Genomic DNA, 22,208 nt, shown 5'->3' on the forward strand with positions numbered 1-22,208 from the left:
GCTTGATGCTATCGAGCCCATCACGCCCGCCCGACCGGCTCTCGCCGAGGAGGAACCGGATCACCCATTCGAGCGAACGTCCGAAGGTTTACGGAATCGCGCCAGGGGAACGGACGCGGACCGTCGATTCGTACCTCTCCCCGCGCCCCGGGCTGCGGATCACGGCGTCCGAGGCGGCCGGAAGCTGCGATACGGAGCGACGGACCGGGGCGGCCGACCGCGGTTTCCGGCCAGCCCTGACCGCGGACGATCGCCCTCCGCGTGCCACACCGTGCTTCGGCGCGCCGCCTGTTCGCCCCCCAAAGTGCCCTGTGGCGGCGCGAGTTCACGTAGCAGCTCCGGTCAGCGGGTGGCGGAGGCCAGCCAGTCGGCGTCGATCTCGCCCTCGGCGACGATCACCGCCGGGCCTGTCATCTCGATCTCGCCGTCCGGATGTTCGGTGATCACCAGCGTGCCGCCGGGGACGTCCACGGTGTACGTCACCGGGGTGCCCGTCACCGCCGGGTCCACGCCGTCGCGGCGGGCCGTGGCGACGGCCACCGCGCAGGCGCCCGTGCCGCAGGAGCGGGTCTCGCCGGAGCCGCGCTCGTGGACGCGCATCGCCACGTGCCGGGGGGCGCGGTCGACCACGAACTCGATGTTCACCCCGTTCGGGTAGGCCGATGCCGGGGTGAAGAGCGGCGGGGTGAAGAGGTTGCCCGCGTGCGCGAGGTCGTCGACGAAGGCCACCGCGTGCGGGTTGCCCATGTTCACGTTGCGCGCGGGCCAGGCGCGCTCGCCGACGCTCACCGTGACCTCTCCGGCGGGCAGCAGCGCCTTGCCCATGCCGACGGTGATGTCACCCGCGCCGACGGGCCCGGCCTTGGCGATGTGGACGGTCTTCACGCCGCCGCGGGTGGCGATCGCAACGTCGCCCTCGCTCACGTGCCCGGCGCGCTGGAGGTAGCGCGCGAACACCCGCGAGCCGTTGCCGCACATCTCGGCGACCGAGCCGTCCGCGTTGCGGTAGTCCATGAACCACTCCGCCTCGTCGGCCATCTCCCGGGCCTCGGGGTGGGCGGCGGAGCGCACGACATGCAGCACACCGTCACCGCCGATGCCCGCGCGCCGGTCGCACAGGGCGGCGACGGCGGCCGGGGACAGGTCGACGGCGTTCTCGGGGTCCGGGACGATCACGAAGTCGTTCTCGGTGCCGTGCCCCTTGAGGAAGGCGATCCGCGTGCTCATTCCACGATCGTACGGGGTCGGAACGGCACCGCGTGCCGCCAGGGCCGCCTGATGATTGCCCTCGTCCGCCCGGGGGCGGGCCCTGTGCGCGCCACCACCGCCGCAGGGGTCGCCTTCGGCCTGGCCCCGCAGCCACAGGCCGCAGCCGCCACGGTTCCCGGACCCGCCAGGGGCCTCAGGCGCCCCGAGGCGTCGGGGTCAGCGCAGTCGGGCCACGCGCCATACCGCCAGGATCGCGACCGCCGCCATCACCACGGCGTACGCCAGGACGACGCGCCAGTCCGGGCGGCGGCCGGAGCCTCGCTGGGGCAGGCCCGGCCAGGTGTAGCCGACGCGGCGGGCGGCCATCATGCCCCAACCGGCCGCGCAGGAGCAGATCAGCAGGCCGAGCATGGCGACCACGGCACCGCTGTCGCCGAACTCGAAGGCCAGCGGGAAGGCGAACATCAGGGAGCCGAGCGCGGCCAGCCCCACGATGGGGGCGAGCTGCCAGATCCGCAGTCGGCGCTGCGGACGCAACTCGACCTCGACCTCGAGCCCGGAGGACAGCTCGTCCTCGTCGGGGCCGTCGTCGCTCACCGAGTCCGGAGTCTGCTCGTCGGGACCGTCGGGGCTCAGCCGGTCCCCGTCGGTGGTCGGTCCGTACCCGTCGGGACCCCGCTGGTCCTCGTCTTCCGCGATGCCGTGCTCCGTGCCGTGTGCGGTGTCACGAGGGGCGGCCTCCATCGCCACGCGCCCTCCCAACTCTCGGACTCGATCGATCGACGCTCGATGATGGCACGCCGCCACAGGCCCTCATGACGGCCGGAGCGACCCGATGCCATCACGTGATCAGGCTGTAACCGCTCGTTCGACCAACGTCAGTGCCCGGTGCGGGAGTTCCCCGAGGTCCGCGACCGCACCGCTGAGCCAGTGCACCCGCGGATCGCGCCGGAACCAGGAGTCCTGACGGCGCGCGAAGCGCTTGGTGGCGCGCACGGTTTCGGCGCGCGCCTCCTCCAGCGTGCACTCCCCCGCGAGCGCCGAGAGCACCTGCTGGTACCCGAGCGCACGCGACGCCGTACGCCCCTCGCGCAGACCCTTCGCCGCCAGCTCGCGCACCTCGTCCACGAGCCCCGCCTCCCACATCCGGTCGACGCGGCGGGCGATGCGCTCGTCGAGTTCGGGGCGGGCCACGTCGACGCCGATCTGCACCGTGTCGTAGACGGAGTCATGGCCCGGGAGGTTCGCCGTGAAGGGCCGTCCGGTGATCTCGATGACCTCCAGCGCGCGCACGATACGGCGGCCGTTGCCGGGCAGGATGGCCTTCGCGGCCTCGGGGTCGGCGGCGGCCAGGCGCGCGTGCAACGCTCCCGGGCCGCGCAGCGCGAGTTCCTCCTCCAGGCGCGCGCGCACCTCGGGGTCGGTCCCCGGGAACTCCAGGTTGTCGACCGCGCCGCGGACGTACAGTCCGGAGCCACCGACCAGGACGGGCCAGCGGCCCTCGGCGAGCAGCGCGTCGATACGCGCGCGGGCGAGCCGCTGGTACTCGGCCACGGACGCCGCGACCGTGACGTCCCAGATGTCCAGCAGGTGGTGCGGCACACCGCCGCGCTCCTCGAGCGTCAGCTTGGCGGTGCCGATGTCCATCCCCCGGTAGAGCTGCATGGAGTCGGCGTTGACGACCTCGCCACCGAGGCGCTGGGCAAGGAACACACCCAGATCTGACTTTCCGGCCGCGGTCGGTCCGACGACGGCGATGACCCGGGGCGCGGGGGCTGCACTACTCACCGCACCAGTCTCCCAAACCCCGGGACCACTCCTCGAACCAGCCGGGGGAACGCCGCCGCCCCGGGCCGAATCCGACGAACACCGATCACTTGTTCGACACCAAGCCCGAGGCCGACCACCAACCGAGCCACGCGAGATTTCACCCGAACAGGTAACGTATGGAGTTGATATGGGCGTTTTCGCCAGAATTCTCCGGAGGTCGAGAACGACGGAAGGGACGCGGTCGGTGTCAGCGGAGGCCACGAAGCCGACGGCGACGAGAGCGCCCGCACGTAACTCCCCTGCCAGGGAAGGTGGATCATGGGTCTCCTGGACAACCTGAAAGCCAAGCTCGGCCCTGCCAAGGACAAGGTCACCGACTTCGCGCAGCAGCACGAGGACAAGGTCGGGCAGGGCATCGAAAAGGCCGCGAAGATGGTCGACGAGAAGACCAAGGGCAAGTACAGCGACAAGATCCACACGGGTTCGGACAAGGCGAAACAGGCGATGGGGCGCATCGCGCACCCGGACACCGGTACGACGCCCGGCGGCCCGCCCTCGGACACGTCGCCGCCCCCCGGCATGTGACCGCACCCGTGCCCTGACGACGGAACACGGGACCACGGGACGCACCGCGGCGGACGGCCGCACGGCGCACAGCCCGGCCGTCCGCCGCGTCCCGCGTCCGTTCGTACCGGCGCCCCGCGCCCGCGTTCGCTACGCCCAGGCCGCCACCAGGTAGCCCACGCCGTACGGCGCGTCGTCGTACAGCAGGTCGCCGGTCAGTCGCGTCTGTTCGGCGGCGCCCGCGAGGATCTGCCAGGGGGCCCGGCCCAGGGCCTTCAGCTCCTGTGCCAGATCCGCGTCCAGCGCCTTGAGGGCCGCGACGTCCGCCGCCCCCAGCGCCCGCGCGACCTGCGCGTCGAAGCTCGCCGCACGCTGGTCCAGATAGCCCGGTGCCTTCAGCGACCGGCAGGCGCTGGCGTCCCCCATGACCAGCAGGGCGACCCGCTCGTCCTGACCGGCGAGGTCCGCCCCCGTCCGGACGCATCGATCAGGGGTCAGGGCCTCCGCCACGGCGAGCCCCTCGACGGGCGCCTCGGACCACCTCGCCCACCCCAGCAGCCACGCGGCGACGGCGAGCGAGGGCGGAAGCTCACGCTCCGGTGCCACCGGGTCCGTCCCGCCGTCCGCCGTACCCAGCCGTACGTCGGTGTCGACGCCGAAGCCGCGGAACGAACCGCGGGTCCCCGCCGGGTACGGGCCCTGCTCGCTCTCCTCGGCAGGCCCCACGACCACCAGTCGCCCGGGGCGCGCGGCGGCGAGCACCCGCAGGGCGTCCGCGCACGCGGCACGGGCGCCGTCCAGTTCGGGTGCGGCGCCCGCGGCGACCTCGGGCACGAGCAGCGGCGGACAGGGGCAGACAGCAGCGGCGACAAGCATGCTGCGCAGCGTAACCCCACGGGAGAGGGTGTCAGTCGCCGCAGCCGCACGCCCCGGCGGGCGCCGTCGGCAGCGGCTCGGGCGCGCCGATCTTCGGCAGGCCCAGCATCACCCCGGCCGGTTTCGCGGCCTCGGCCGCGTTGCGCTTCTCCCAGGCGTCTCCCGCGCGCGTGCGGCGCACGCTCAGGACGGGACCCTCGGCGAGGAGGTGGTGCGGGGCGGCGTAGGTGATCTCGACGGTCACCACGTCGCCGGGGCGCACCTCCTCGTCCGGCTTGGTGAAGTGGACCAGCCGGTTGTCGGGGGCGCGGCCGGACAGCCGGTGGGTGGCACCGTCCTTGCGGCCCTCGCCCTCGGCGACCATCAGCTCCAGCGTGCGGCCGACCTGCTTCTTGTTCTCCTCCCAGGAGATCTCCTCCTGAAGGGCGACCAGGCGCTCGTAGCGCTCCTGGACGACCTCCTTGGGGATCTGGTCCTCCATGGTGGCGGCCGGGGTGCCGGGGCGCTTGGAGTACTGGAAGGTGAAGGCCTGGGCGAAGCGTGCCTCGCGGACCACGTGCAGCGTCTGCTCGAAGTCCTCCTCGGTCTCGCCCGGGAAGCCCACGATGATGTCGGTGGTGATCGCGGCGTGCGGGATGGCGGCGCGCACCTTCTCGATGATCCCCAGGTAGCGCTCCTGGCGGTACGAGCGGCGCATCGCCTTCAGGACCGTGTCCGAGCCGGACTGGAGCGGCATGTGGAGCTGCGGCATCACACTCGGCGTCTCGGCCATGGCGGCGATGACGTCGTCGGTGAAGTCGCGCGGGTGCGGCGAGGTGAACCGGACGCGCTCCAGGCCCTCGATCGCGCCGCAGGCACGCAGCAGCTTGCTGAAGGCCTCGCGGTCGCCGATGTCGGAGCCGTACGCGTTGACGTTCTGCCCGAGGAGGGTGATCTCACTGACGCCCTCGGCGACCAGCGCCTCGACCTCGGCCAGGATGTCGCCGGGGCGGCGGTCCTTCTCCTTGCCGCGCAGCGCCGGGACGATGCAGAAGGTGCAGGTGTTGTTGCAGCCGACGGAGATCGACACCCAGGCCGCGTAGGCGCTCTCGCGGCGGGTCGGCAGCGTCGAGGGGAACGCCTCCAGCGACTCGGCGATCTCGACCTGCGCCTCTTCCTGGACGCGGGCGCGTTCGAGCAGGACGGGCAGCTTGCCGATGTTGTGCGTTCCGAAGACGACGTCCACCCAGGGCGCCTTCTTCACGATGGTGTCGCGGTCCTTCTGGGCCAGACAGCCGCCGACGGCGATCTGCATGCCCGGCCGCGAGGCCTTCTTCGGCGCGAGGCGGCCGAGGTTGCCGTAGAGCCGGTTGTCGGCGTTCTCCCGTACGGCGCAGGTGTTGAAGACGACGACGTCGGCGTCGCCGTCGGAGTCCTCGGGGGCGCGTACGTATCCGGCGTCCTCGAGCAGCCCGGACAATCGCTCGGAGTCGTGGACGTTCATCTGGCACCCATAGGTGCGCACTTCGTATGTCTTGACGCCCACTGCCTGGCTCCGGTCGCTGCTGGTCATGCCTCCAGGGTAGGCGGTGTCGGGAGCGCCCCTTCCCGCGTGGCCGCCGGGTGCGGCCCACCCGCCGCGACGGGCCCTGGCTCCGACGCGCGGGTCAGGGCTCGATCAGGCCCGCGCGGATCGCATAGCGCGTGAGGTCCAGGCGGTCGCGCATGCCCAGCTTGTGCAGCAGGTTCGCCCGGTGCCGCTCGACCGTCTTCGCGCTGATGAAGAGGAGTTCGCCGATCTCCTTCGAGGTGTGGCCCTCGGCGACGAGCTTGAGGATCTCCTCCTCTCGATCGGTGATGGCCCGCTCGGGCAGGCCGTCGCCCCGGCGCAGGCGGTCGAGGTAGGTACGGACGAGGGCCCGCTCGACGCCGGGGCAGATGAACGACTCGTCACGCATCGCCGCCCGGCACGCCTCGACCAGGTCGCGGTCGGCGACGGACTTCAGGACATAGCCGCAGGCCCCGGCCTTGAGCGCCTCGAAGAAGTACTGCTCGTTGTCGTGCATGGTCAGCAGGAGGATGCGCAGGCCGGGCCGTCTGCGGGAGAGTTCGCGGGCCGCCTGCAGCCCGGTCATCCTCGGCATGGCGATGTCCAGGACCGCGAGGTCGATCTCCGTGGTGCGGCTCAGCGCCACGGCCTCGGCACCGTCACCGGCCTCGGCGACGACCGTGAGGTCCGGTTCGGCGTCCAGGATGAGACGTACACCACGGCGTACGAGCGCGTGGTCGTCGGCGAGCAGGACCCGGGTCGGCGCCCTCATCGGCGACCGCCTCCGGCCGTCGCGCCCGCGCCCGTCGCGTGACCGGCTCGCCAACTGGCCTTGTTCCGTGGGCAGTCAGACGGATCGTCACCGGCTCGCCGCCACGCGAGTACCCCTGTGACCCTGCCCGTCGTGCGTCCTCCGCGTCCATCCGTCATGACACCCATAGGAACACCGTACGAGGAATGACAGCATGGCAGCCTTGTACGCGCACCCGTACAACCATGAGCAAGGGAAGAAACGTGTCTGCTCCACGCCTCCGGACGACGCCGCTGCCGGGCATCGGGGTCCAGTACGACCTCATGACGCGCGAGAACCGCCATCTGTCGGTGGTGGCTCACCGGGACGGCGCCCGCACCGTGAGCGTGTACCGAGCCGACGACCCCGACTCCTGTGCTCAGTCGCTGCGCCTGTCCGGCTCCGAGGCGGGCGCGCTGATCGACGCTCTCAAGCCGTCCCACCACAGCGCCAGTCTGCTGTACACCACCGACCTCGGACTGATCGCCGAGCGCATCGAGGTGCCGGCGGCCTCCCGCTGGAACGGACGGCTGCTGGGCGACACCCGGATGCGGACCGAGACCGGGGCGTCGATCGTGGCGGTGCTGCGCCGCGCCGAGGCGATCCCGTCGCCGACGCCGGACTTCCGGCTCGCGGGCGGCGACCGGCTGATCGTGATCGGTACCCGCGAGGGCGTGGACGCCGCCGTGGCGATCCTCGGGCAGGAGTGAAGGGTGCACTCTGCTGTCCTGTTGATCGAGTTCGGTTCCATCATCCTCGCCCTCGGCCTGCTCGGCCGGTTCGCCGCCAGGCTGCGGTTCTCCCCGATCCCGCTCTACCTCCTCGCGGGTCTCGCCTTCGGTGAGGGCGGGCTCCTCCCGCTCGGCGCGAGCGAGGAGTTCGTCGCGACGGGCGCCGAAATCGGCGTCATCCTGCTGCTGTTGATGCTCGGCCTGGAGTACACGGCCAGCGATCTCGTCTCCAACCTCAAGACGCACTACCCCTCGGGCCTGGTCGACTGCGCGCTCAACGCGCTGCCCGGCGCGCTCGCCGCGCTGCTGCTCGGCTGGGGCCCGGTGGCCGCCGTGGTCCTCGCGGGCGTGACCTGGATCTCGTCCTCGGGTGTCATCGCGAAGGTCCTGAACGACCTCGGCCGGGTCGGCAACCGTGAGACACCGGTGATCCTCAGCATCCTCGTCCTCGAGGACCTGGCGATGGCCGTGTACCTCCCGATCATCACCGCGCTGGTGGCCGGGGCGGGTCTGGCGGCCGGAAGCCTGACGCTGGCGATCGCGCTGGGCGTGGCCGGGCTCGTCCTGTTCGTGGCCGTCCGCTACGGCCGGGTCATATCCCGGTTCGTCTCCAGCGACGACCCGGAGAAGCTGCTGCTGGTCGTGCTCGGTCTGACGATCCTGGTCGCGGGCATAGCCCAGCAGCTCCAGGTGTCGGCGGCGGTCGGCGCGTTCCTCGTCGGCATCGCGCTGTCGGGCGAGGTCGCCGAGGGCGCTCACACGCTGCTCAGCCCGCTGCGGGACCTGTTCGCGGCGATGTTCTTCGTCTTCTTCGGGCTGCACACCGACCCGAACAGCATCCCGCCGGTCCTGCTGCCCGCGCTCGCGCTGGCCGCCGTCACCGCGCTGACCAAGATCGCGACGGGGTACTGGGCGGCCCGCCGCGCCGGGATCTCCGTCAAGGGCCGCTGGCGGGCGGGCGGCGCGCTCGTGGCGCGCGGCGAGTTCTCGATCGTCATCGCGGGGCTCGCGGTGACGGCGGGCATCGAGCCCTCGCTCGGCCCGCTGGCGACGGCCTACGTCCTGATCCTCGTCATCCTCGGCCCGCTGACGGCCCGCTTCGCCGAGCCCCTGGCGTCGCGGCTGACCGGCGCCCTCGGCCGCGGAGGCCCCGCGTCCCGGCCGGTGGCGGCGGAGGGCGAGCCGGACCTCGCGCCCGACGACGAGGCGAGTGACGCGGCTCACAGCAACTCGGAGGCTGCTCGCAACAGTTGAACCGAAGCGACAGGAGGGCCGACCGAGGAACTGCGGACGCGGGTCGCGGTCGGCCCTTCGGCTGCCCACCACCTGTGACCCCATGAACTGCGGTGTTGTAGAAGTCTCTCCAGAAACATGATCACCAAGAGGCCCGCCCGTGACCCCCGGTCGGCGGCGCCCCGCGGTACGGAGGGACAGACGAGAACGATGACGGACGTGGCCGCCGAGCGGCTTTCCGCCCGCGAGACACTGGCGCGGCACTGCCGTGACCTCACCGAGAGGCGCTGGTTCGCCGTCACCGTCTTCACCCTGATCCTGGTGAACGCCGGGCTCCTCGGGCTGGAGACGTACAGCGGGGTGGCCGCGGAGTGGCACCACTGGTTACGTCTGGCCGAACACCTCTGTGTCGCCGCGTTCACCGTGGAGATCCTGCTGCGGCTCGCGGCCCACGCGGACCGCCCCGCGGACTTCTTCCGCGACCCGTGGAACCTGTTCGACCTCCTCGTCGTGGTGAGCGCGTTCCTGCCGCTGGTCCGCGAGAACACCACCGTCCTGCGGCTCCTGCGGCTGGCCCGCGTGCTGCGCACCGCCCGCTTCCTGCCCCAACTGCGCATCATCATGGTGGCCGTGGTCCGCAGCCTCCCCGGCACCCTGAGCTTCCTGCTGGTCGGGGCCCTGCTGCTGTATGTGTACGCCATGATCGGCTGGGTCTTCTTCGCCCGCGCCGACCCCGAGCACTACGGCTCCATCGGCCGCGCGGTCCTCACCCTCTTCCTGCTGATGACCCTGGACGGCATCGGCGACGCCGTCCACGCCGGACTGGAGGTCTCGCGCTGGAGCATCGTCTACTACGCCTCCTACGTCCTGCTCGCCTCCTTCGTCCTCGTCAACGTCCTGATCGGCGTCGTCATCACCTCCCTCGACGAGGCCCGAGACATGGAGCGCACACACCAACGCGCCCCCACCCAGCCGTCGTCGGCCCTGCGCGACCGCATCGCCACGGCCCGCCGCGCGCTGGACGACCTGGAACGCGAACTCGACCTGGGGCGCCCGCCCGAATCCCGGCGGCCGAGGCAGGAACCTCCCCTTGTGTGACCCTTGCCCTGGTCAGCGGAGCGTGCGGGCTGGCAGGATCGCGCTCATGCTCCAGGCACTCCCCCGTATCGGCAGGCGCCGCGCACTGCTCGGCTCCGTCGCCGTGTGCGCGGTCCTCGGACTGCTGCTGTGGTGGCTGCTGCCGATCGGCCCGGACTCCCCGAGGGGCACGGTCACCTTCAGCACGGGCACCCCGACCGGCGTCTACCAGAAGTACGGCGTCCTACTGCGGACCGCGATCGACAAGGACCTGCCGGGGCTGGACGTACGGCTGCTGAACAGCGACGGATCGCAGGAGAACGTACGGCGCGTGGCCACGGGCAAGGCGGACTTCACGATCGCGGCGGCCGACGCGGTGGAGGCGTACATCCTGCAGGACGGGCCGGGCGCCGACCGGCTGCGCGGCTGCGCACGGCTGTACGACGACTATGTGCACCTGGTGGTGCCGCGCTCCTCGCCCGTGCAGTCCGTGGCCGACCTGAAGGGCCGTACGGTCGCCGTCGGGCCCGGCGGGTCGGGGGTGCGGCTGATCGCCGACCATGTGCTCGCGGCGGCCGGACTCGACCCGAAGACGGACATCACGCCCCACACCGCCGGGATCGGCACCATGCCCGCGCTGCTGAAGGAGGGCCGGATCGACGCGTTCTTCTGGTCGGGCGGACTGCCCACCGGCGCGATCACACAGCTCTCGCAGCAGTCCGGGGTCCGGCTGGTGCCGATCGGCAGCGACCTCGTGGCCAAGCTGCACGCGCAGGGCGGCGGCTCGCGGTACTACCGGGCCGCGGTGATGCCCGCCGACGCCTATCCCCCGGCCGAGAACGGCTCCTCGGTGCAGACCTTGGCCGTCGCGAACGTCCTCGTGACCCGCGCGGACATGGACGCGGACCTCACCGAGAAGCTCACCCGCACGGTGATCGACAGCCGTGACCGCATCGGCGCCCAGGTCCACGCGGCCCAACTGGTGGACCTGCGCTCGGCGATCTACACGGACCCGCTGGAACTGCACGAGGGGGCGCGGCGGTACTACCGGTCGGTCAAGCCCTAGGTGTGTTTTCGGGGACGTTGGTGACACGCGGCGCCGTCCGCGGCACCGTCACCGTCACCTTCAGGCCGTGCGGCTCGTGGTGCGCGTACGCGATCGATCCGCCGCCCGCCGCCAGCAGCGCCCGCGAGATCGAAAGACCGAGCCCCGACCCCTTGATGTTCTGATGTGCCGGGCTGCGCCAGAACCGGTCGCCGACGCGGGCCAGTTCCTCCTCGCCGAGGCCCGGACCGCCGTCGGTGACCACCACCGTGGCCCTCTCGCCCGCCGCCTCCACCCGGACCTCGACACGCTCCCCCTCAGGCGTGAACTTCACCGCGTTGTCGATGACCGCGTCCAGCGCGCTGGACAGCGTGACCGGGTCGGCCCAGGCGGTGGTGGCCGGGCAACTCCCGGTCAGCCGTACGCCCTTGGCCCGCGCGCTCGGCTCCCAGGCCGCGACCCGCTCGGCGGCCAGCGCGCCGATGTCGGTGATCTGCAGGTCCGCCTCGGCGTGTTCGGCGAGCGCCAGGTCGAGCAGGTCGTCCAGGACCTCCGCCAGACGCTTGCCCTCCGTACGCACCGAGGCGATCTCCTCGTTGCCCTCGGGGAGTTCGAGAGCGAGCAGCTCGATACGCAGCAGCAGCGCGGACAGCGGGTTGCGCAACTGGTGGGAGGCGTCGGCCACGAAGGCGCGCTGCTGCTCCAACACGCTCTCGACGTTGTCCGCCATCTCGTTGAACGACCGGGCCAGGCGCCGGAGTTCGGGCGGTCCACCGGCCGCGGCGACCCGGGACTTCAGGCTGCCGGTCGCGATGTCGTGGGTGGTGGCGTCCAGGATCCGTACAGGCTTGAGCACCCAGCCGGTCAGCCGCAGCGCCGCCCCCACGGCGAGCAGCATCGCGGCGAACTCACCGGCCCCGATGAGCAGCCAGCCGTGCAGGATCTGCGACCGCAGCCGCCCGGTGGGCGAGTCGGTGACGACGACGGCGACCACGTCACCGTCGCGGATGACCGGGGAGGCGACCACGAGTCCGCCACGCTGCCACGGCCAGACCTGCTCGGGGTCGTGGCTGCGGCGGCCGAGCAGGGCTTCGTTGAAGGCGTCGCGGCCCTCGCCCACCTTGGGCAGGTACCAGGTCTCGGGCGCGTTGGCCATCGGCAGGTCGTCGCGGTAGAAGACCCCGGCCCGGATGCCGTACACGCTGTAGTACATGGCGAGTTCCTTGCGCAGGGTCTCGCCGCGCTCGTCCGTGACGCCCACGCGGGAGCCGGTGGGACGGTCGGTGACGAACTGCGCGAGCGCCGCGAAGCGCGCGGTGTCGTCGATCCGGTCGACCACGACGCGCTGCTGCTCGGCCGCCGCGAGGCTCACGGCGAGCGGGACGCCGAGCGCCAGCAGCACGGCCGCCATGAGGACGATGAGCAGCGGCAGCAGTCGTGCGCGCACGCGGACCCGCTAGGCGGCCGGGGCGACGAGCCGGTACCCGACGCCCCGCACGGTCTCGATCAGCGCGGGCATCCGCAGCTTGGAGCGCAGGGAGGCGACATGCACCTCCAGGGTGCGCCCGGTCCCCTCCCAACTGGTGCGCCACACCTCGCTGATGATCTGCTCCCGGCGGAAGACCACCCCGGGGCGCTGGGCCAGCAGGGCGAGCAGGTCGAACTCCTTGCGGGTCAACTGGACCGGCGCGCCCTCCACGCTGACCTGGCGGGTGGGCAGTTCGATGCGTACGGGGCCGAGGTGCAGCGCGGTGCGGGTGGCGCCCGTGTCGTCCTGGTGCGGGATGCGGCGGCTGACGGCGTGGATCCGCGCGAGCAGTTCCCCGGTGTCGTACGGCTTGACCACGTAGTCGTCGGCGCCGAGGTTGAGGCCGTGGATGCGGGAGCGGACGTCGGCGCGCGCGGTGACCATGATGACCGGGGTGCTGGTGCGCTTGCGGATCTTGCCGCACACCTCGTACCCGTCCTGGTCGGGCAGGCCGAGGTCGAGCAGGACGACACCGAAGCAGGTGCCCTCGGGGACCAGCGCCTGGAGCGCCTCCTCGCCGCTGCGGGCATGGGTGACGTCGAAGCCGTGCCGGGACAGGATCGCGGACAGGGCGGCGGCGACATGGTTGTCGTCCTCGACGAGAAGCAGTCTCATGCCCGGCCTCCTGTTCGTTCTGCCCTGTCACTTGCGTTCCGCGCTGCCCCCGCGAGGCGTCCTGTGCCGTCGCTGCGGGACGTCCCGCGTCGTCACCGCGAGGCGTCCCGCACTGTCACCGCGAGACGTCCCGCACTGTCATCGCCAGGCGTCCCGCGCTCTCACCGTCAGGCGTCCTGCGAGCGAACGCGAGCACACGCGCGCGTGCACCATGGCAGTGACGCCGATGAACACGGGCCCCGTCAAGGGTTTTCCGGTTGCAAACGTCTTTCCGTTATCCAGCCGGTACGCCGCCTCGCGCACCGGATACCCCAAGTGTCCGGCCGCTACCGGATTGTGATGCTCAGATCTCCCTCAGATGTAATGACGCAGGTCGCACGGCTTACTACTGTCCTCCGAAACCGAGTGAGGACGGAGCCAGCCAGCAATGACCGAAGCATCAATGGTCAAGGAGTCGGTGTCCGCGACCGACGAACTGGTCGCCCTGAAGAGTGTCAACAAGCACTTCGGCGCGTTGCACGTGCTCCAGGACATCGACTTGACCATCGCCCGCGGCGAGGTCGTCGTGGTCATCGGACCCTCAGGGTCGGGCAAGTCCACCCTGTGCCGCACCATCAACCGCCTGGAGACGATAGATTCCGGCGAGATCCTGATCGACGGCAAGCCGCTGCCCCAGGAGGGCAAGGAGCTGGCCCGGCTGCGTGCCGACGTCGGCATGGTCTTCCAGTCCTTCAACCTCTTCGCGCACAAGACGGTGCTCGAGAACGTGATGCTGGGGCAGATCAAGGTCCGCAAGGCCGACAAGCAGGTGGCCGAGGAGAAGGCGCGGACCCTGCTGGACCGGGTCGGCGTCGGCACCCAGGCCGACAAGTACCCCGCACAGTTGTCCGGTGGCCAGCAGCAGCGCGTGGCGATCGCCCGTGCGCTGGCGATGGACCCCAAGGTCATCCTGTTCGACGAGCCGACGTCGGCTCTGGACCCGGAGATGATCAACGAGGTCCTCGAGGTCATGCAGCAGCTCGCCAGGGACGGCATGACCATGGTCGTCGTCACCCATGAGATGGGCTTCGCCCGGTCGGCCGCCAACCGAGTGGTGTTCATGGCCGACGGCCGCATCGTCGAAGAGGCGGCGCCGGAACAGTTCTTCAGCAACCCGCGCAGCGACCGGGCGAAGGACTTCCTGTCGAAGATCCTGCACCACTGACGCCTGACAACTGACGCCTGACGCCTGACGCCTGACATACGTCACCGCCGCCACCGGCGATCCACGTCACCGGCCGCCGACGGTCCGTCTCCCCGGACCGCCGGCGGCCCGCTTCACGGACCCCGGTCCGCATCTCTTCACCACGCAAAGGATGTTCACCATGAAGCTCCGCAAGGTCACCGCGGCCACGGCCGTCGTTCTCGCCCTCGCCACCGCCCTCACCGCCTGCGGCTCGGACGACAAGAGCGACGGCGGTTCCTCCGGCGGCAAGACGATCAAGATCGGCATCAAGTTCGACCAGCCCGGTCTCGGTCAGAAGACGCCGAACGGTTACACCGGCTTCGACGTGGACGTCGCCACGTACGTCGCCAAGCAGCTCGGTTACGACAAGGACCACATCGAGTGGAAGGAGTCGAAGAGCGCCGACCGCGAAACCATGCTCCAGCGCGGCGACGTCGACTTCATCGCGGCCACGTACTCGATCACCCCGGAGCGCGAGGCGAAGGTCGACTTCGCCGGCCCGTACCTGCTCGCCCACCAGGACGTGCTGCTGCGTGCCGACGAGAAGGGCATCGGCGAGCCCAAGGACCTGAACTCGAAGAAGCTGTGCTCGGTGACGGGCTCGACCTCGGCGCAGAACGTCCACGACAAGCTGGCCCCGAAGGCCAACCTCAAGGAGTACCCGACGTACTCGGCGTGTCTGACGGGTCTGCAGAACAAGGCCATCGACGCGCTCACCACCGACGACTCGATCCTCGCCGGTTACGCCTCGCAGGCCGCCTTCAAGGGCAAGTTCAAGCTCGGCGGCTTCAAGATGACCAACGAAAACTACGGCATCGGCGTCAAGAAGGGCAGCGACCTCAAGGCGAAGATCAACTCCGCCCTGGAGAAGATGGTCTCGGACGGTTCGTGGCAGAAGGCCGTGGACGCGAACTTCGGTCCCGCGAACTACAAGAACGAGCCCGCGCCGAAGATCGGCAACATCGTCAAGTAATCCAGGCCCGACAGCGTGCGCCGCCCCGCGACCGGGGCGGCGCACCGGAGCCTGTCCGACACGCGGAAGCGCGGGACCTCATGTTCGACTTTCTTGATCACTACGACCTGTTGGGAGCGTTCTGGACGACGGTGCAGCTCACCGTCATCTCCGCGATCGGCTCCCTGATCTGGGGCACGGTGCTGGCCGCCATGCGGGTCGGCCCGGTGCCGGTGATGCGCGGCTTCGGGACCGCGTACGTGAACATCGTGCGCAACACTCCACTGACCGTGATCATCCTGTTCAGCTCGCTGGGCCTCAACGACACCCTCGGCATCAGCCTCGGCGCGACCGACTTCAAGGTCATCGGCTTCCGGCTCGCCGTGCTCGGACTGACCGCCTACACCTCGGCGTTCGTGTGCGAGGCGCTGCGGGCAGGCATCAACACCGTGCCCGTCGGACAGGCGGAGGCGGCCCGTGCGCTGGGGCTGAGCTTCGTCCAGGTCCTCACCCTGGTGGTGCTGCCGCAGGCGTTCCGCGCGGTCGTGGGCCCGCTGACGAACGTCCTGATCGCGCTCACCAAGAACACCACGGTGGCCGCGGCGATCGGTGTCGCCGAAGCGGCCCTGCTGATGAAGCAGATGATCGAGAACGAGGCCCAACTGCTGCTGATCTCCGCGGTGATCGCCTTCGGGTTCGTGTGTCTGACGCTGCCGACCGGCCTGATCCTCGGCTGGGTGGGCAAGAAGGTGGCGGTGAAGCGATGAGTTCCGTCCTCTACGACGCCCAGGGTCCCCGGGCCAAGCGGCGCAACATCCTCTACACGGTGGGCTTCCTGCTCGTCATGGCCGCCGTGCTGTGGTGGGTGATCAGCGGTCTCAACGACAAGGACCAGCTCGCCTGGGAGAAGTGGAAGCCGTTCCTCGGCGGCACCGAGGCGTGGTCGACGTACATCTGGCCGGGCCTGAAGAACACCCTCGAGGCGGCGGCCCTGTCGATGATCATCGCGCTGCCGCTCGGCGCGGTCCTCGGCATCGCCCGGCTCTCGGAGCACGCCTGGGTGCGCGTTCCCGTCGCGATCGTGGTCGAGTTCTTCCGGGCCATCCCGGTGCTCGTCCTCATGATCTTCGGCCTCGCACTGTTCGCCGAGTACACCACCGTCGGTTCGGACGACCGTCCGCTGTACGCCGTGGTCACGGGCCTGGTCCTCTACAACGCCTCGGTCCTCGCGGAGATCGTCCGGGCGGGCATCCAGTCCCTGCCGAAGGGCCAGGGCGAGGCCGCGCTGGCGATCGGTCTGCGCAAGAACCAGGTGATGCGGTTCATCCTGCTGCCGCAGGCGGTCACGGCGATGCTGCCCGCGATCATCAGCCAGCTCGTGGTGATCGTGAAGGACACGGCGCTCGGTGGCGCGGTCCTCACCTTCCCCGACCTGCTGGCCGCCGTCTCGCCGATGAGCTCGTACTACGGCGCCAACACCATCGCCAGCTTCACGATCGTGGCGATCGTCTTCATCGCCATCAACTTCTCGCTCACGAGCTTCGCGAGCTGGCTGGAGAAGCGGCTGCGCCGGGGCAAGAAGTCGACCGGGGCGGTGCTGCCCGCGGCGGCGGTCGCGGGGGCCGACTCGACCGGGGCGTCCGCCTGACGACGGCTCAATCCTGTTGCTCTACAGGGGCGGTGGCGTACCAGCCACCGCCCCCGTCGCTTGACGCGGACAGCGGCAGTGGGTTGCATACGTTCTGTGATCGTGCACCCCGCTCCAACTGGTTGTTCCGTTGTGTTCCTCGTGTTCCTCATGATGTCGCTCAGGGCGGGGGGCGCCGCGCCGTGGACCCGGTGATCATCGTCGGAGCGGGGCCCGTCGGGCTCTCGCTCGCGCTGGCGCTGGCACGCCAGGACGTACCGTCCGTGGTCCTCGACGAGGGCTCGGGCCGGGACGAACAGCGCGCCGCGCGCACGGTCGTCCTGCACGAGGACACCGCCGCCCTGATGGAACGCCTGACCTCGATGCAGCTCGACAGGGCGGGGCTGCGCTGGAGCGGCTGGCGGTCGATGCGGCGCAAGCAGGTGACGCGGGAGGTCGCGTTCGAAACCACCGGTAGCGGGCCTGAGTCGGAGGGCTCCGGGCGCGCCGAGGGCCGGAAGGGCACGGGTGACGGGAGCGGCGAGGGCCGCAGGGCCGGGGGCGGTGCCCTTGAGGGGGGCGTGGCCCCGCTGCACATCGCCCAGCACGCCCTCACCGCCGCCCTGCGCCGGGCCATCGCCGGTGAGCGGCTGGTCAGGGTCGTTGTGGAGAGCCGCCTGGACGACCTCGAACAGGAGCCGTCGGGCGTCCTGGCCCACACCCGCGGCCCCCGGGGCACCTGGTGGCGCGGCAGCTACCTGGTCGGCTGCGACGGAGCGCGGTCGACGGTGCGCAAGCTGCTCGACATCCGCTTCCCGGGCCGAACGGCCGTGGAACGGCACGCGGTTGCGGCCCTGCGTACCCAACTGCCCCGCCCTGGCGAGGCGTTGTTGCACCGCACGCCGCCGTGGCGGACCTCGGGCCCCTCGGTGAGCGAGGTCACGGCACGCCCGCTGCCCGGCGACCTGTGGCGCCTGGACTGGCTGTTGCCGCCCGGCAAGGACCTGGTCACGCCCGATGTGCTGCTGACCCTCGTCCGGGAGACCCTCGCGGGCTGGAGCGGCGACGCGGAGCCCGTGTACGACCTGCTGGACACGGGGGTCCACCTGGTGCACCACCGGCTCGCCCGCCGGTGGCGCGCCGACCGGGTCTTCCTCGCCGGGGACGCCGCGCATCTGCTCGGCGCGCTCGGCACGCAGGGCTTGGACGAGGGCCTCAGGGACGTCGACAACCTCGCCTGGAAGCTGGCTGTCGCCTGGCACCACGGCCCGCACGAGGAGCTGCTCGACAGCTACCAGGCGGAGCGCCGCGCCGTGGTCGCGGCCCGACTGCGCACCGCCGACCAGGCACTTCCGTCGTTGCGCGGCGGGAAGAACCTGCGCGCGTACGTGTCCGGGTCCGCCCGCAGCCGGGACGCGCTGCTCGCGGACGGCCATCTGGGACGCGGCGCACTGGGCGCACCGGGGGCGTACACGGCCTCGCCGCTCACACCGGCGCACACCGATTCTGTGGTTCGGCTGGAAACCGAGCCCGGGGCACAGGTCGTGGACGTACGGGTGACGGCGGAGGACGGCTCCTTCGTACGACTCCGCGACCGGCTGGGGCGCGGCGCGCTGCTGGTGGTGCTGGTCGCTCCGGGCACGGGTGTGTGGGACCGCAAGCACTGGGTGTCGGCCGGGATCATGCCCCGCCTGGCGGCAGCGGTGACGGCCCTGCCGCACCCGGCGGAACTGCTGGTCACCGAGGACTATCCGGGCGCGGCGGCCCACACGGTCCTCCTGATCCGCCCGGACGGCCACCTGGTCACAGCCCTGAACGGCGTCCGCCCCTCGGAGCTGTACGGAGCAGCGGAGGCAACCCTGGGCGCCCCGACGAAGACGGAGGCGCCGACGGAGACGGAGGCACCGGCCAAGGCGAGCTGACGGGGGCGGGGTGCGTGGGGCCGGGCCGGCCGAAGGTGAGCGGGCCGGCCGAACTGCGTGGGCCTCTCAGTCCTTGGCCGTCGCCACCGTCACCGGCCGGGGCCTGAGTGCCACGTGTCCCGGCAGTGTGGTGGCGATCAGGGCCAGCAATCCGGCTACCGCGAGGACGGTGATGGATCCCGAAGCCGACGCGGTGCTGACCATCGGGCAGATGGAACACGTCCTCGCGACCTGATCGTGAAGATGTGGCAGAACCACGCGCTCGGCGAGTACGCGCCCGCTGGGAGCCGGGGGGCCATCACAGCCCGGATTCCCTGTTCGCCGCGGCGATGCTCCAGGGCGGCTGGGCGATGCAGATCCCGACGCCCGAGCTCTACTACAAGCTCCTGCGCAAGCACCACGTGATGATCCACCCCCGTCGCGGGGTGAAGATCCTCGGCCTTTACTACTACGACCCCGTGCTGGACGAGCCCCGCTTCCAGGGCCCCTCAGCCCGCGGCGGCCGGCATGGGGGGCAGTGGGCGGTCCGCAGCGACCGGCGGGACCGGCGCAAGGTCTTCCTCCTCCCGCCTGTGACGGCTCTGGCAGCTGAGGAGACAACTGTCGAGAACTACGCCCGCAGACGCCGATTCATCGTTGGCGGCTCCCAGAGGGGTACTCGGATCCGCATCGGCTTCTCCGCCCTGATCTGGTCCCGGCTCACCGGCAGCGAGTGGCGTCTGCGCCTGCCCTGCAGCCACTACCGGCCCGCGGAGTCGACGTCGTCGGGTCCGGATCGGTGGCGCACGGCGTCATTGGCTGTCCACGGTGCGATGAAGGCGGCGGCCACGGAGACGGCGACCAGGACGAAGAACAGTGCTCCGTAGCCCCCGAGCGGAATGGCCAGGGCGGCGCCGGCGAACGGCGCGAGGGCAGCCGCCGTGGTGGCCGGCGCCGCGAGGAGCCCGGAGAGGCGGCCGTAGTGCGTTGTGCCCCAGCGGTCGGTGATGGCGGTGGCCTGGAGGAGGGTGAGGTTGCCGCGAACCATGCCGGCCACGACCGACACGGCGATGAGCAGGCCGTACGGGCCGGGGACGGTGGCGAAGGCGGCGGTGGTCAGCCCGCCGAGCGCGACCAGGACCGTGGTGCGGGCCGGGGCGGTGGTGCGGCGAGCGAGGGCGGCGTACAGGGTGCGGCCGAGGGTCTGTCCGGCGCCGCCGATACCGAGGACCCAGGCGGCCTGGCTGGTGGTGTACCCGCGTTCCAGCAGGAGCGGGACGAGGGCGACGACGACGGCGTACGTCGCGAAGCTGGACAGGGTGAAGGCGGCGGCGAGCAGCAGGAATGGTCGGCTGCGCCCGACTGTGGCCGCGCCTGCGGCCGCGTGTGCAGGGGCAGGTGGGGCGTCCGGCCAGGGTGCGCGCAGGGTCAGGGCGTGAGCGGGGATGGTGACGGCGGCGAGGATGGCGGCGAGCACAAGGTAGGTGTGGCGCCAGGACAGATGGTCCGCGAGGGCCGCGGTCAGGGGTGCGAAGACGGTGGAGGCGAGCCCGCCGGCGAGGGTGACGACTGTCAGGGCGCGCACGTGGTCGGGAGCCCACCACCGGGTCAGGGCGGCGAACGCGGGCTGATAGAAGGTGGCCGCCATCGCGAGCCCGGCCAGCGCCCAACCGGCGTAGAAGACCGGTACGTTCGGGGCCGCGGCCACGATCAGCAGGCTGCCCACGCCTAGCACGGAGCCGACGGTCATGACGGTGCGCGGGCCGCGCCGGTCGATGATGCGCCCGACGCGGATCCCGGCGAGAGCGGAGACGACGAGACCGAGGGAGAACGCTGCGGTGGTCGCCCCGGCCGACCAGCCGGTCGCGGCGGTGATCTGCGGGTTGAGGACGGGAAAGGCGTAGTAGATGATGCCCCAGCTCACGATCTGCGTGGCGCAGAGGGCGGGCAGGGCGGCGCGGGGCCGCCGCGACCGGTCCCCTGTTCCGGTCGCGGCCCCGCGCGCGAGGGTGTCCGGGTCGGTCACGAGCCGCAGCAGCCGCCCGCCGGAGCTTCTTCGGCAGCTGCCCCGACCGTGGCGGGGGCGCCGAGCTGGACGAGTTGCGGCGCGGGCGCGCAGCAGCCGCCGTCGCCCTCCTGGGCGGCCTCGGGGGCGTCGAAGAGGCCGGCGCCGCCGCAGACTCCGGTCTCGGGAAGGGTGAGTTCGACGCGGTCGGCGGAGTCGAGGTCGCCGGCGATCGCGGCGGCGATGGAGCGGACCTGCTCGTAGCCGGTCATGGCCAGGAAGGTCGGGGCGCGGCCGTAGGACTTCATGCCGACCAGATACACACCCTGCTCGGGGTGGGAGAGTTCGCGGTGGCCGTGCGGGTAGACGGTGCCGCAGGAGTGCTGGTTGGGGTCGATCAGCGGAGCCAGTGCGACGGGTGCCTGGAGGCGCTCGTCGAGGCCCAGGCGCAGCTCGTCCAGGAAGGACAGGTCGGGGCGGAAGCCGGTCAGCACGATCATCTCGTCGACCGGCTCCAGGCGGCGCCCGTCCTCGGCGACCAGGACCAGGCGGCCCTCGCTGTCGCGCTCGATCGCGTCCGTGCGGAAGCCGGTGACCGCGTCCGCGTAGCCCTCGTCGACGGCGGCCTTCGCCGCCAGGCCCAGGGCGCCGCGCGCCGGGAGTTGGTCGGCTTCACCGCCGCCGAAGGTGGAGCCGGAGATGCCCCGGCGCAGGATCCACACGCCCTTCGTTCCCGCGCCGTCGTCGGTCTTGGCGAGGTCGGCGAGGTAGGCGAGGGCGGTGAAGGCGGAGGCGCCGGAGCCGATGACGGCGGTGCGCTTGCCTGCGTACCGGGCGCGGACGGCCGGGTCCTTCAGGTCCGGGACGCGGTAGGCGATCCGGTCGGCGGCGGCCTTCTCCCCGAGGGCGGGCAGGCCGCTGCCTCCGGCCGGGCCGGGCGTGGCCCAGGTGCCGGAGGCGTCGATGACTGCGCGGGCGAAGACGCGCTCCTCACGGCCGTCGGCGTGGGCGATGTGTACGACGAAGGGCTGCTGCTCGCGGTCGGCGTCCACGATGCGGTCACGGCCGGCCCGGGAGACGCCGGTGACGCGAGCGCCGTAGCGGACGCGGTTGTCGAGGACGTCGGCGAGCGGCTGTAGGTAGAGGTCGGCCCAGTCGCCGCCGGAGGGGTAGGTGGCCGGGGCGGGGCGCGTCCAGCCGGTGGGGGCCAGCAGCTTCTCGGCCGCCGGGTCGACGACCTCGCCCCAGGTGGAGAACAGGCGCACGTGCGACCACTCGCGTACCGCGGCGCCAGCAGTCTGCCCGGCCTCTAGGACCAGAGGCTGGATGCCCTGGTCGATCAGGTGGGCGGCAGCGGCCAGGCCGGCGGGTCCGGCCCCGATCACGACGACGGGCAGCTCGGTGGTGGCGGGCGCGTTCACGGGTGACTCCTTGAGTGTTTCGACATCTGTCGATGACTTGCGAGACCCAGCATGGCACCTGTATCGATAGACGTCAACATAGACACTCATCGAAGCCAGGAGGTTCACTTG

The 22,208-nt window shown here is 71.3% G+C and carries 21 protein-coding genes; 10 read left to right on the forward strand and 11 right to left on the reverse strand.

Annotated elements, in window-relative coordinates:
• Positions 1-342: 342 nt before the first annotated feature.
• The 3 genes from dapF to miaA all read right to left on the reverse strand — a co-directional run bounded on the left by dapF (position 343) and on the right by miaA (position 2,997).
• Entirely contained in the window at positions 343-1,227 is an 885-nt protein-coding gene (gene dapF, locus NGF19_RS17275) for a diaminopimelate epimerase (RefSeq protein ID WP_252425838.1), read from the reverse strand.
• A 198-nt stretch (positions 1,228-1,425) separates the two neighbouring features.
• The gene (locus NGF19_RS17280) at positions 1,426-1,953 is read right to left on the reverse strand and encodes a hypothetical protein (RefSeq protein WP_252425883.1); all 528 of its coding nucleotides are present in this window, start codon (positions 1,951-1,953) and stop codon (positions 1,426-1,428) included.
• Between the two features lie 105 nt (positions 1,954-2,058).
• Positions 2,059-2,997 (reverse strand): tRNA (adenosine(37)-N6)-dimethylallyltransferase MiaA, encoded by a 939-nt coding sequence (miaA, locus tag NGF19_RS17285; RefSeq protein ID WP_252425839.1) that lies wholly within the window; start codon positions 2,995-2,997, stop codon positions 2,059-2,061.
• Positions 2,998-3,297: 300 nt separating this feature from the next.
• On the opposite strand from miaA, the gene NGF19_RS17290 reads away from it, so the two are divergent.
• Positions 3,298-3,564 carry an antitoxin gene (locus tag NGF19_RS17290; protein WP_252425840.1) on the forward strand — a complete coding sequence of 89 codons (267 nt, stop codon included), beginning with the start codon at positions 3,298-3,300 and terminating at the stop codon, positions 3,562-3,564.
• Between the two features lie 129 nt (positions 3,565-3,693).
• Here NGF19_RS17290 and NGF19_RS17295 read toward each other — a convergent pair whose 3' ends face one another.
• From NGF19_RS17295 to NGF19_RS17305, 3 genes are all read right to left on the reverse strand, one after another.
• Complete coding sequence (locus NGF19_RS17295) at positions 3,694-4,419, reverse strand: class III extradiol dioxygenase subunit B-like domain-containing protein (protein ID WP_252425841.1); 726 nt, start codon at positions 4,417-4,419, stop codon at positions 3,694-3,696.
• 31 nt (positions 4,420-4,450) lie between these two features.
• Positions 4,451-5,971, reverse strand: a complete 1,521-nt coding sequence (gene miaB, locus NGF19_RS17300) for a tRNA (N6-isopentenyl adenosine(37)-C2)-methylthiotransferase MiaB (RefSeq protein WP_252425842.1) — start codon at positions 5,969-5,971, stop codon at positions 4,451-4,453.
• A 94-nt stretch (positions 5,972-6,065) separates the two neighbouring features.
• Positions 6,066-6,719 carry a response regulator gene (locus NGF19_RS17305; protein ID WP_252425843.1) on the reverse strand — a complete coding sequence of 218 codons (654 nt, stop codon included), beginning with the start codon at positions 6,717-6,719 and terminating at the stop codon, positions 6,066-6,068.
• 242 nt (positions 6,720-6,961) lie between these two features.
• Here NGF19_RS17305 and NGF19_RS17310 point away from each other — a divergent pair, with 242 nt between their 5' ends.
• The 4 genes from NGF19_RS17310 to NGF19_RS17325 all read left to right on the forward strand — a co-directional run bounded on the left by NGF19_RS17310 (position 6,962) and on the right by NGF19_RS17325 (position 10,844).
• The gene (locus tag NGF19_RS17310) at positions 6,962-7,447 is read left to right on the forward strand and encodes a cation:proton antiporter regulatory subunit (protein WP_252425844.1); all 486 of its coding nucleotides are present in this window, start codon (positions 6,962-6,964) and stop codon (positions 7,445-7,447) included.
• Positions 7,448-7,450: 3 nt separating this feature from the next.
• Positions 7,451-8,722, forward strand: a complete 1,272-nt coding sequence (locus tag NGF19_RS17315) for a cation:proton antiporter (RefSeq protein ID WP_252425845.1) — start codon at positions 7,451-7,453, stop codon at positions 8,720-8,722.
• Positions 8,723-8,911: 189 nt separating this feature from the next.
• Entirely contained in the window at positions 8,912-9,799 is an 888-nt protein-coding gene (locus tag NGF19_RS17320) for an ion transporter (protein ID WP_252425846.1), read from the forward strand.
• Positions 9,800-9,845: 46 nt separating this feature from the next.
• Positions 9,846-10,844 carry a TAXI family TRAP transporter solute-binding subunit gene (locus NGF19_RS17325; RefSeq protein ID WP_252425847.1) on the forward strand — a complete coding sequence of 333 codons (999 nt, stop codon included), beginning with the start codon at positions 9,846-9,848 and terminating at the stop codon, positions 10,842-10,844.
• Here the strand turns inward: NGF19_RS17325 and NGF19_RS17330 are convergent.
• Together NGF19_RS17330 and NGF19_RS17335 are read right to left on the reverse strand one after the other, a co-directional pair.
• Positions 10,834-12,270, reverse strand: coding sequence for a sensor histidine kinase (locus tag NGF19_RS17330; protein ID WP_252425848.1), 1,437 nt, complete (start codon positions 12,268-12,270; stop codon positions 10,834-10,836). The two genes, NGF19_RS17325 and NGF19_RS17330, sit on opposite strands and share 11 nt — an antisense overlap.
• Before the next feature lie 9 nt (positions 12,271-12,279).
• Complete coding sequence (locus tag NGF19_RS17335; RefSeq protein ID WP_252425849.1) at positions 12,280-12,966, reverse strand: response regulator transcription factor; 687 nt, start codon at positions 12,964-12,966, stop codon at positions 12,280-12,282.
• A 427-nt stretch (positions 12,967-13,393) separates the two neighbouring features.
• Between NGF19_RS17335 and NGF19_RS17340 the strand changes: the two genes are divergently transcribed.
• From NGF19_RS17340 to NGF19_RS17360, 5 genes are all read left to right on the forward strand, one after another.
• Positions 13,394-14,170 (forward strand): amino acid ABC transporter ATP-binding protein, encoded by a 777-nt coding sequence (locus NGF19_RS17340; RefSeq protein WP_252425850.1) that lies wholly within the window; start codon positions 13,394-13,396, stop codon positions 14,168-14,170.
• A gap of 160 nt (positions 14,171-14,330) precedes the next feature.
• Positions 14,331-15,164: a glutamate ABC transporter substrate-binding protein gene (locus NGF19_RS17345; protein WP_252425851.1), complete on the forward strand. Its 834-nt coding sequence runs from the start codon at positions 14,331-14,333 to the stop codon at positions 15,162-15,164.
• An 80-nt stretch (positions 15,165-15,244) separates the two neighbouring features.
• Positions 15,245-15,910 carry an amino acid ABC transporter permease gene (locus NGF19_RS17350; protein ID WP_252425852.1) on the forward strand — a complete coding sequence of 222 codons (666 nt, stop codon included), beginning with the start codon at positions 15,245-15,247 and terminating at the stop codon, positions 15,908-15,910.
• Positions 15,907-16,791, forward strand: coding sequence for an amino acid ABC transporter permease (locus tag NGF19_RS17355; RefSeq protein ID WP_252425853.1), 885 nt, complete (start codon positions 15,907-15,909; stop codon positions 16,789-16,791). Before NGF19_RS17350 ends, NGF19_RS17355 begins: the two co-directional genes overlap by 4 nt.
• Positions 16,792-16,973: 182 nt before the next feature.
• Entirely contained in the window at positions 16,974-18,692 is a 1,719-nt protein-coding gene (locus tag NGF19_RS17360) for an FAD-dependent monooxygenase (RefSeq protein WP_252425854.1), read from the forward strand.
• A 66-nt stretch (positions 18,693-18,758) separates the two neighbouring features.
• Here NGF19_RS17360 and NGF19_RS17365 read toward each other — a convergent pair whose 3' ends face one another.
• The 3 genes from NGF19_RS17365 to NGF19_RS17375 all read right to left on the reverse strand — a co-directional run bounded on the left by NGF19_RS17365 (position 18,759) and on the right by NGF19_RS17375 (position 22,097).
• Positions 18,759-18,896, reverse strand: a complete 138-nt coding sequence (locus tag NGF19_RS17365; RefSeq protein WP_252425855.1) for a hypothetical protein — start codon at positions 18,894-18,896, stop codon at positions 18,759-18,761.
• Positions 18,897-19,431: 535 nt separating this feature from the next.
• On the reverse strand, positions 19,432-20,697 hold the full coding sequence (locus tag NGF19_RS17370) for an MFS transporter (RefSeq protein WP_252425856.1): 1,266 nt from the start codon (positions 20,695-20,697) through the stop codon (positions 19,432-19,434).
• On the reverse strand, positions 20,694-22,097 hold the full coding sequence (locus NGF19_RS17375; RefSeq protein ID WP_252425857.1) for an NAD(P)-binding domain-containing protein: 1,404 nt from the start codon (positions 22,095-22,097) through the stop codon (positions 20,694-20,696). The genes NGF19_RS17370 and NGF19_RS17375 overlap by 4 nt, the downstream gene beginning before the upstream one ends.
• Positions 22,098-22,208: the final 111 nt, after the last annotated feature.

Source organism: Streptomyces macrolidinus, assembly GCF_023887685.1.
Lineage (GTDB): Bacteria > Actinomycetota > Actinomycetes > Streptomycetales > Streptomycetaceae > Streptomyces > Streptomyces macrolidinus.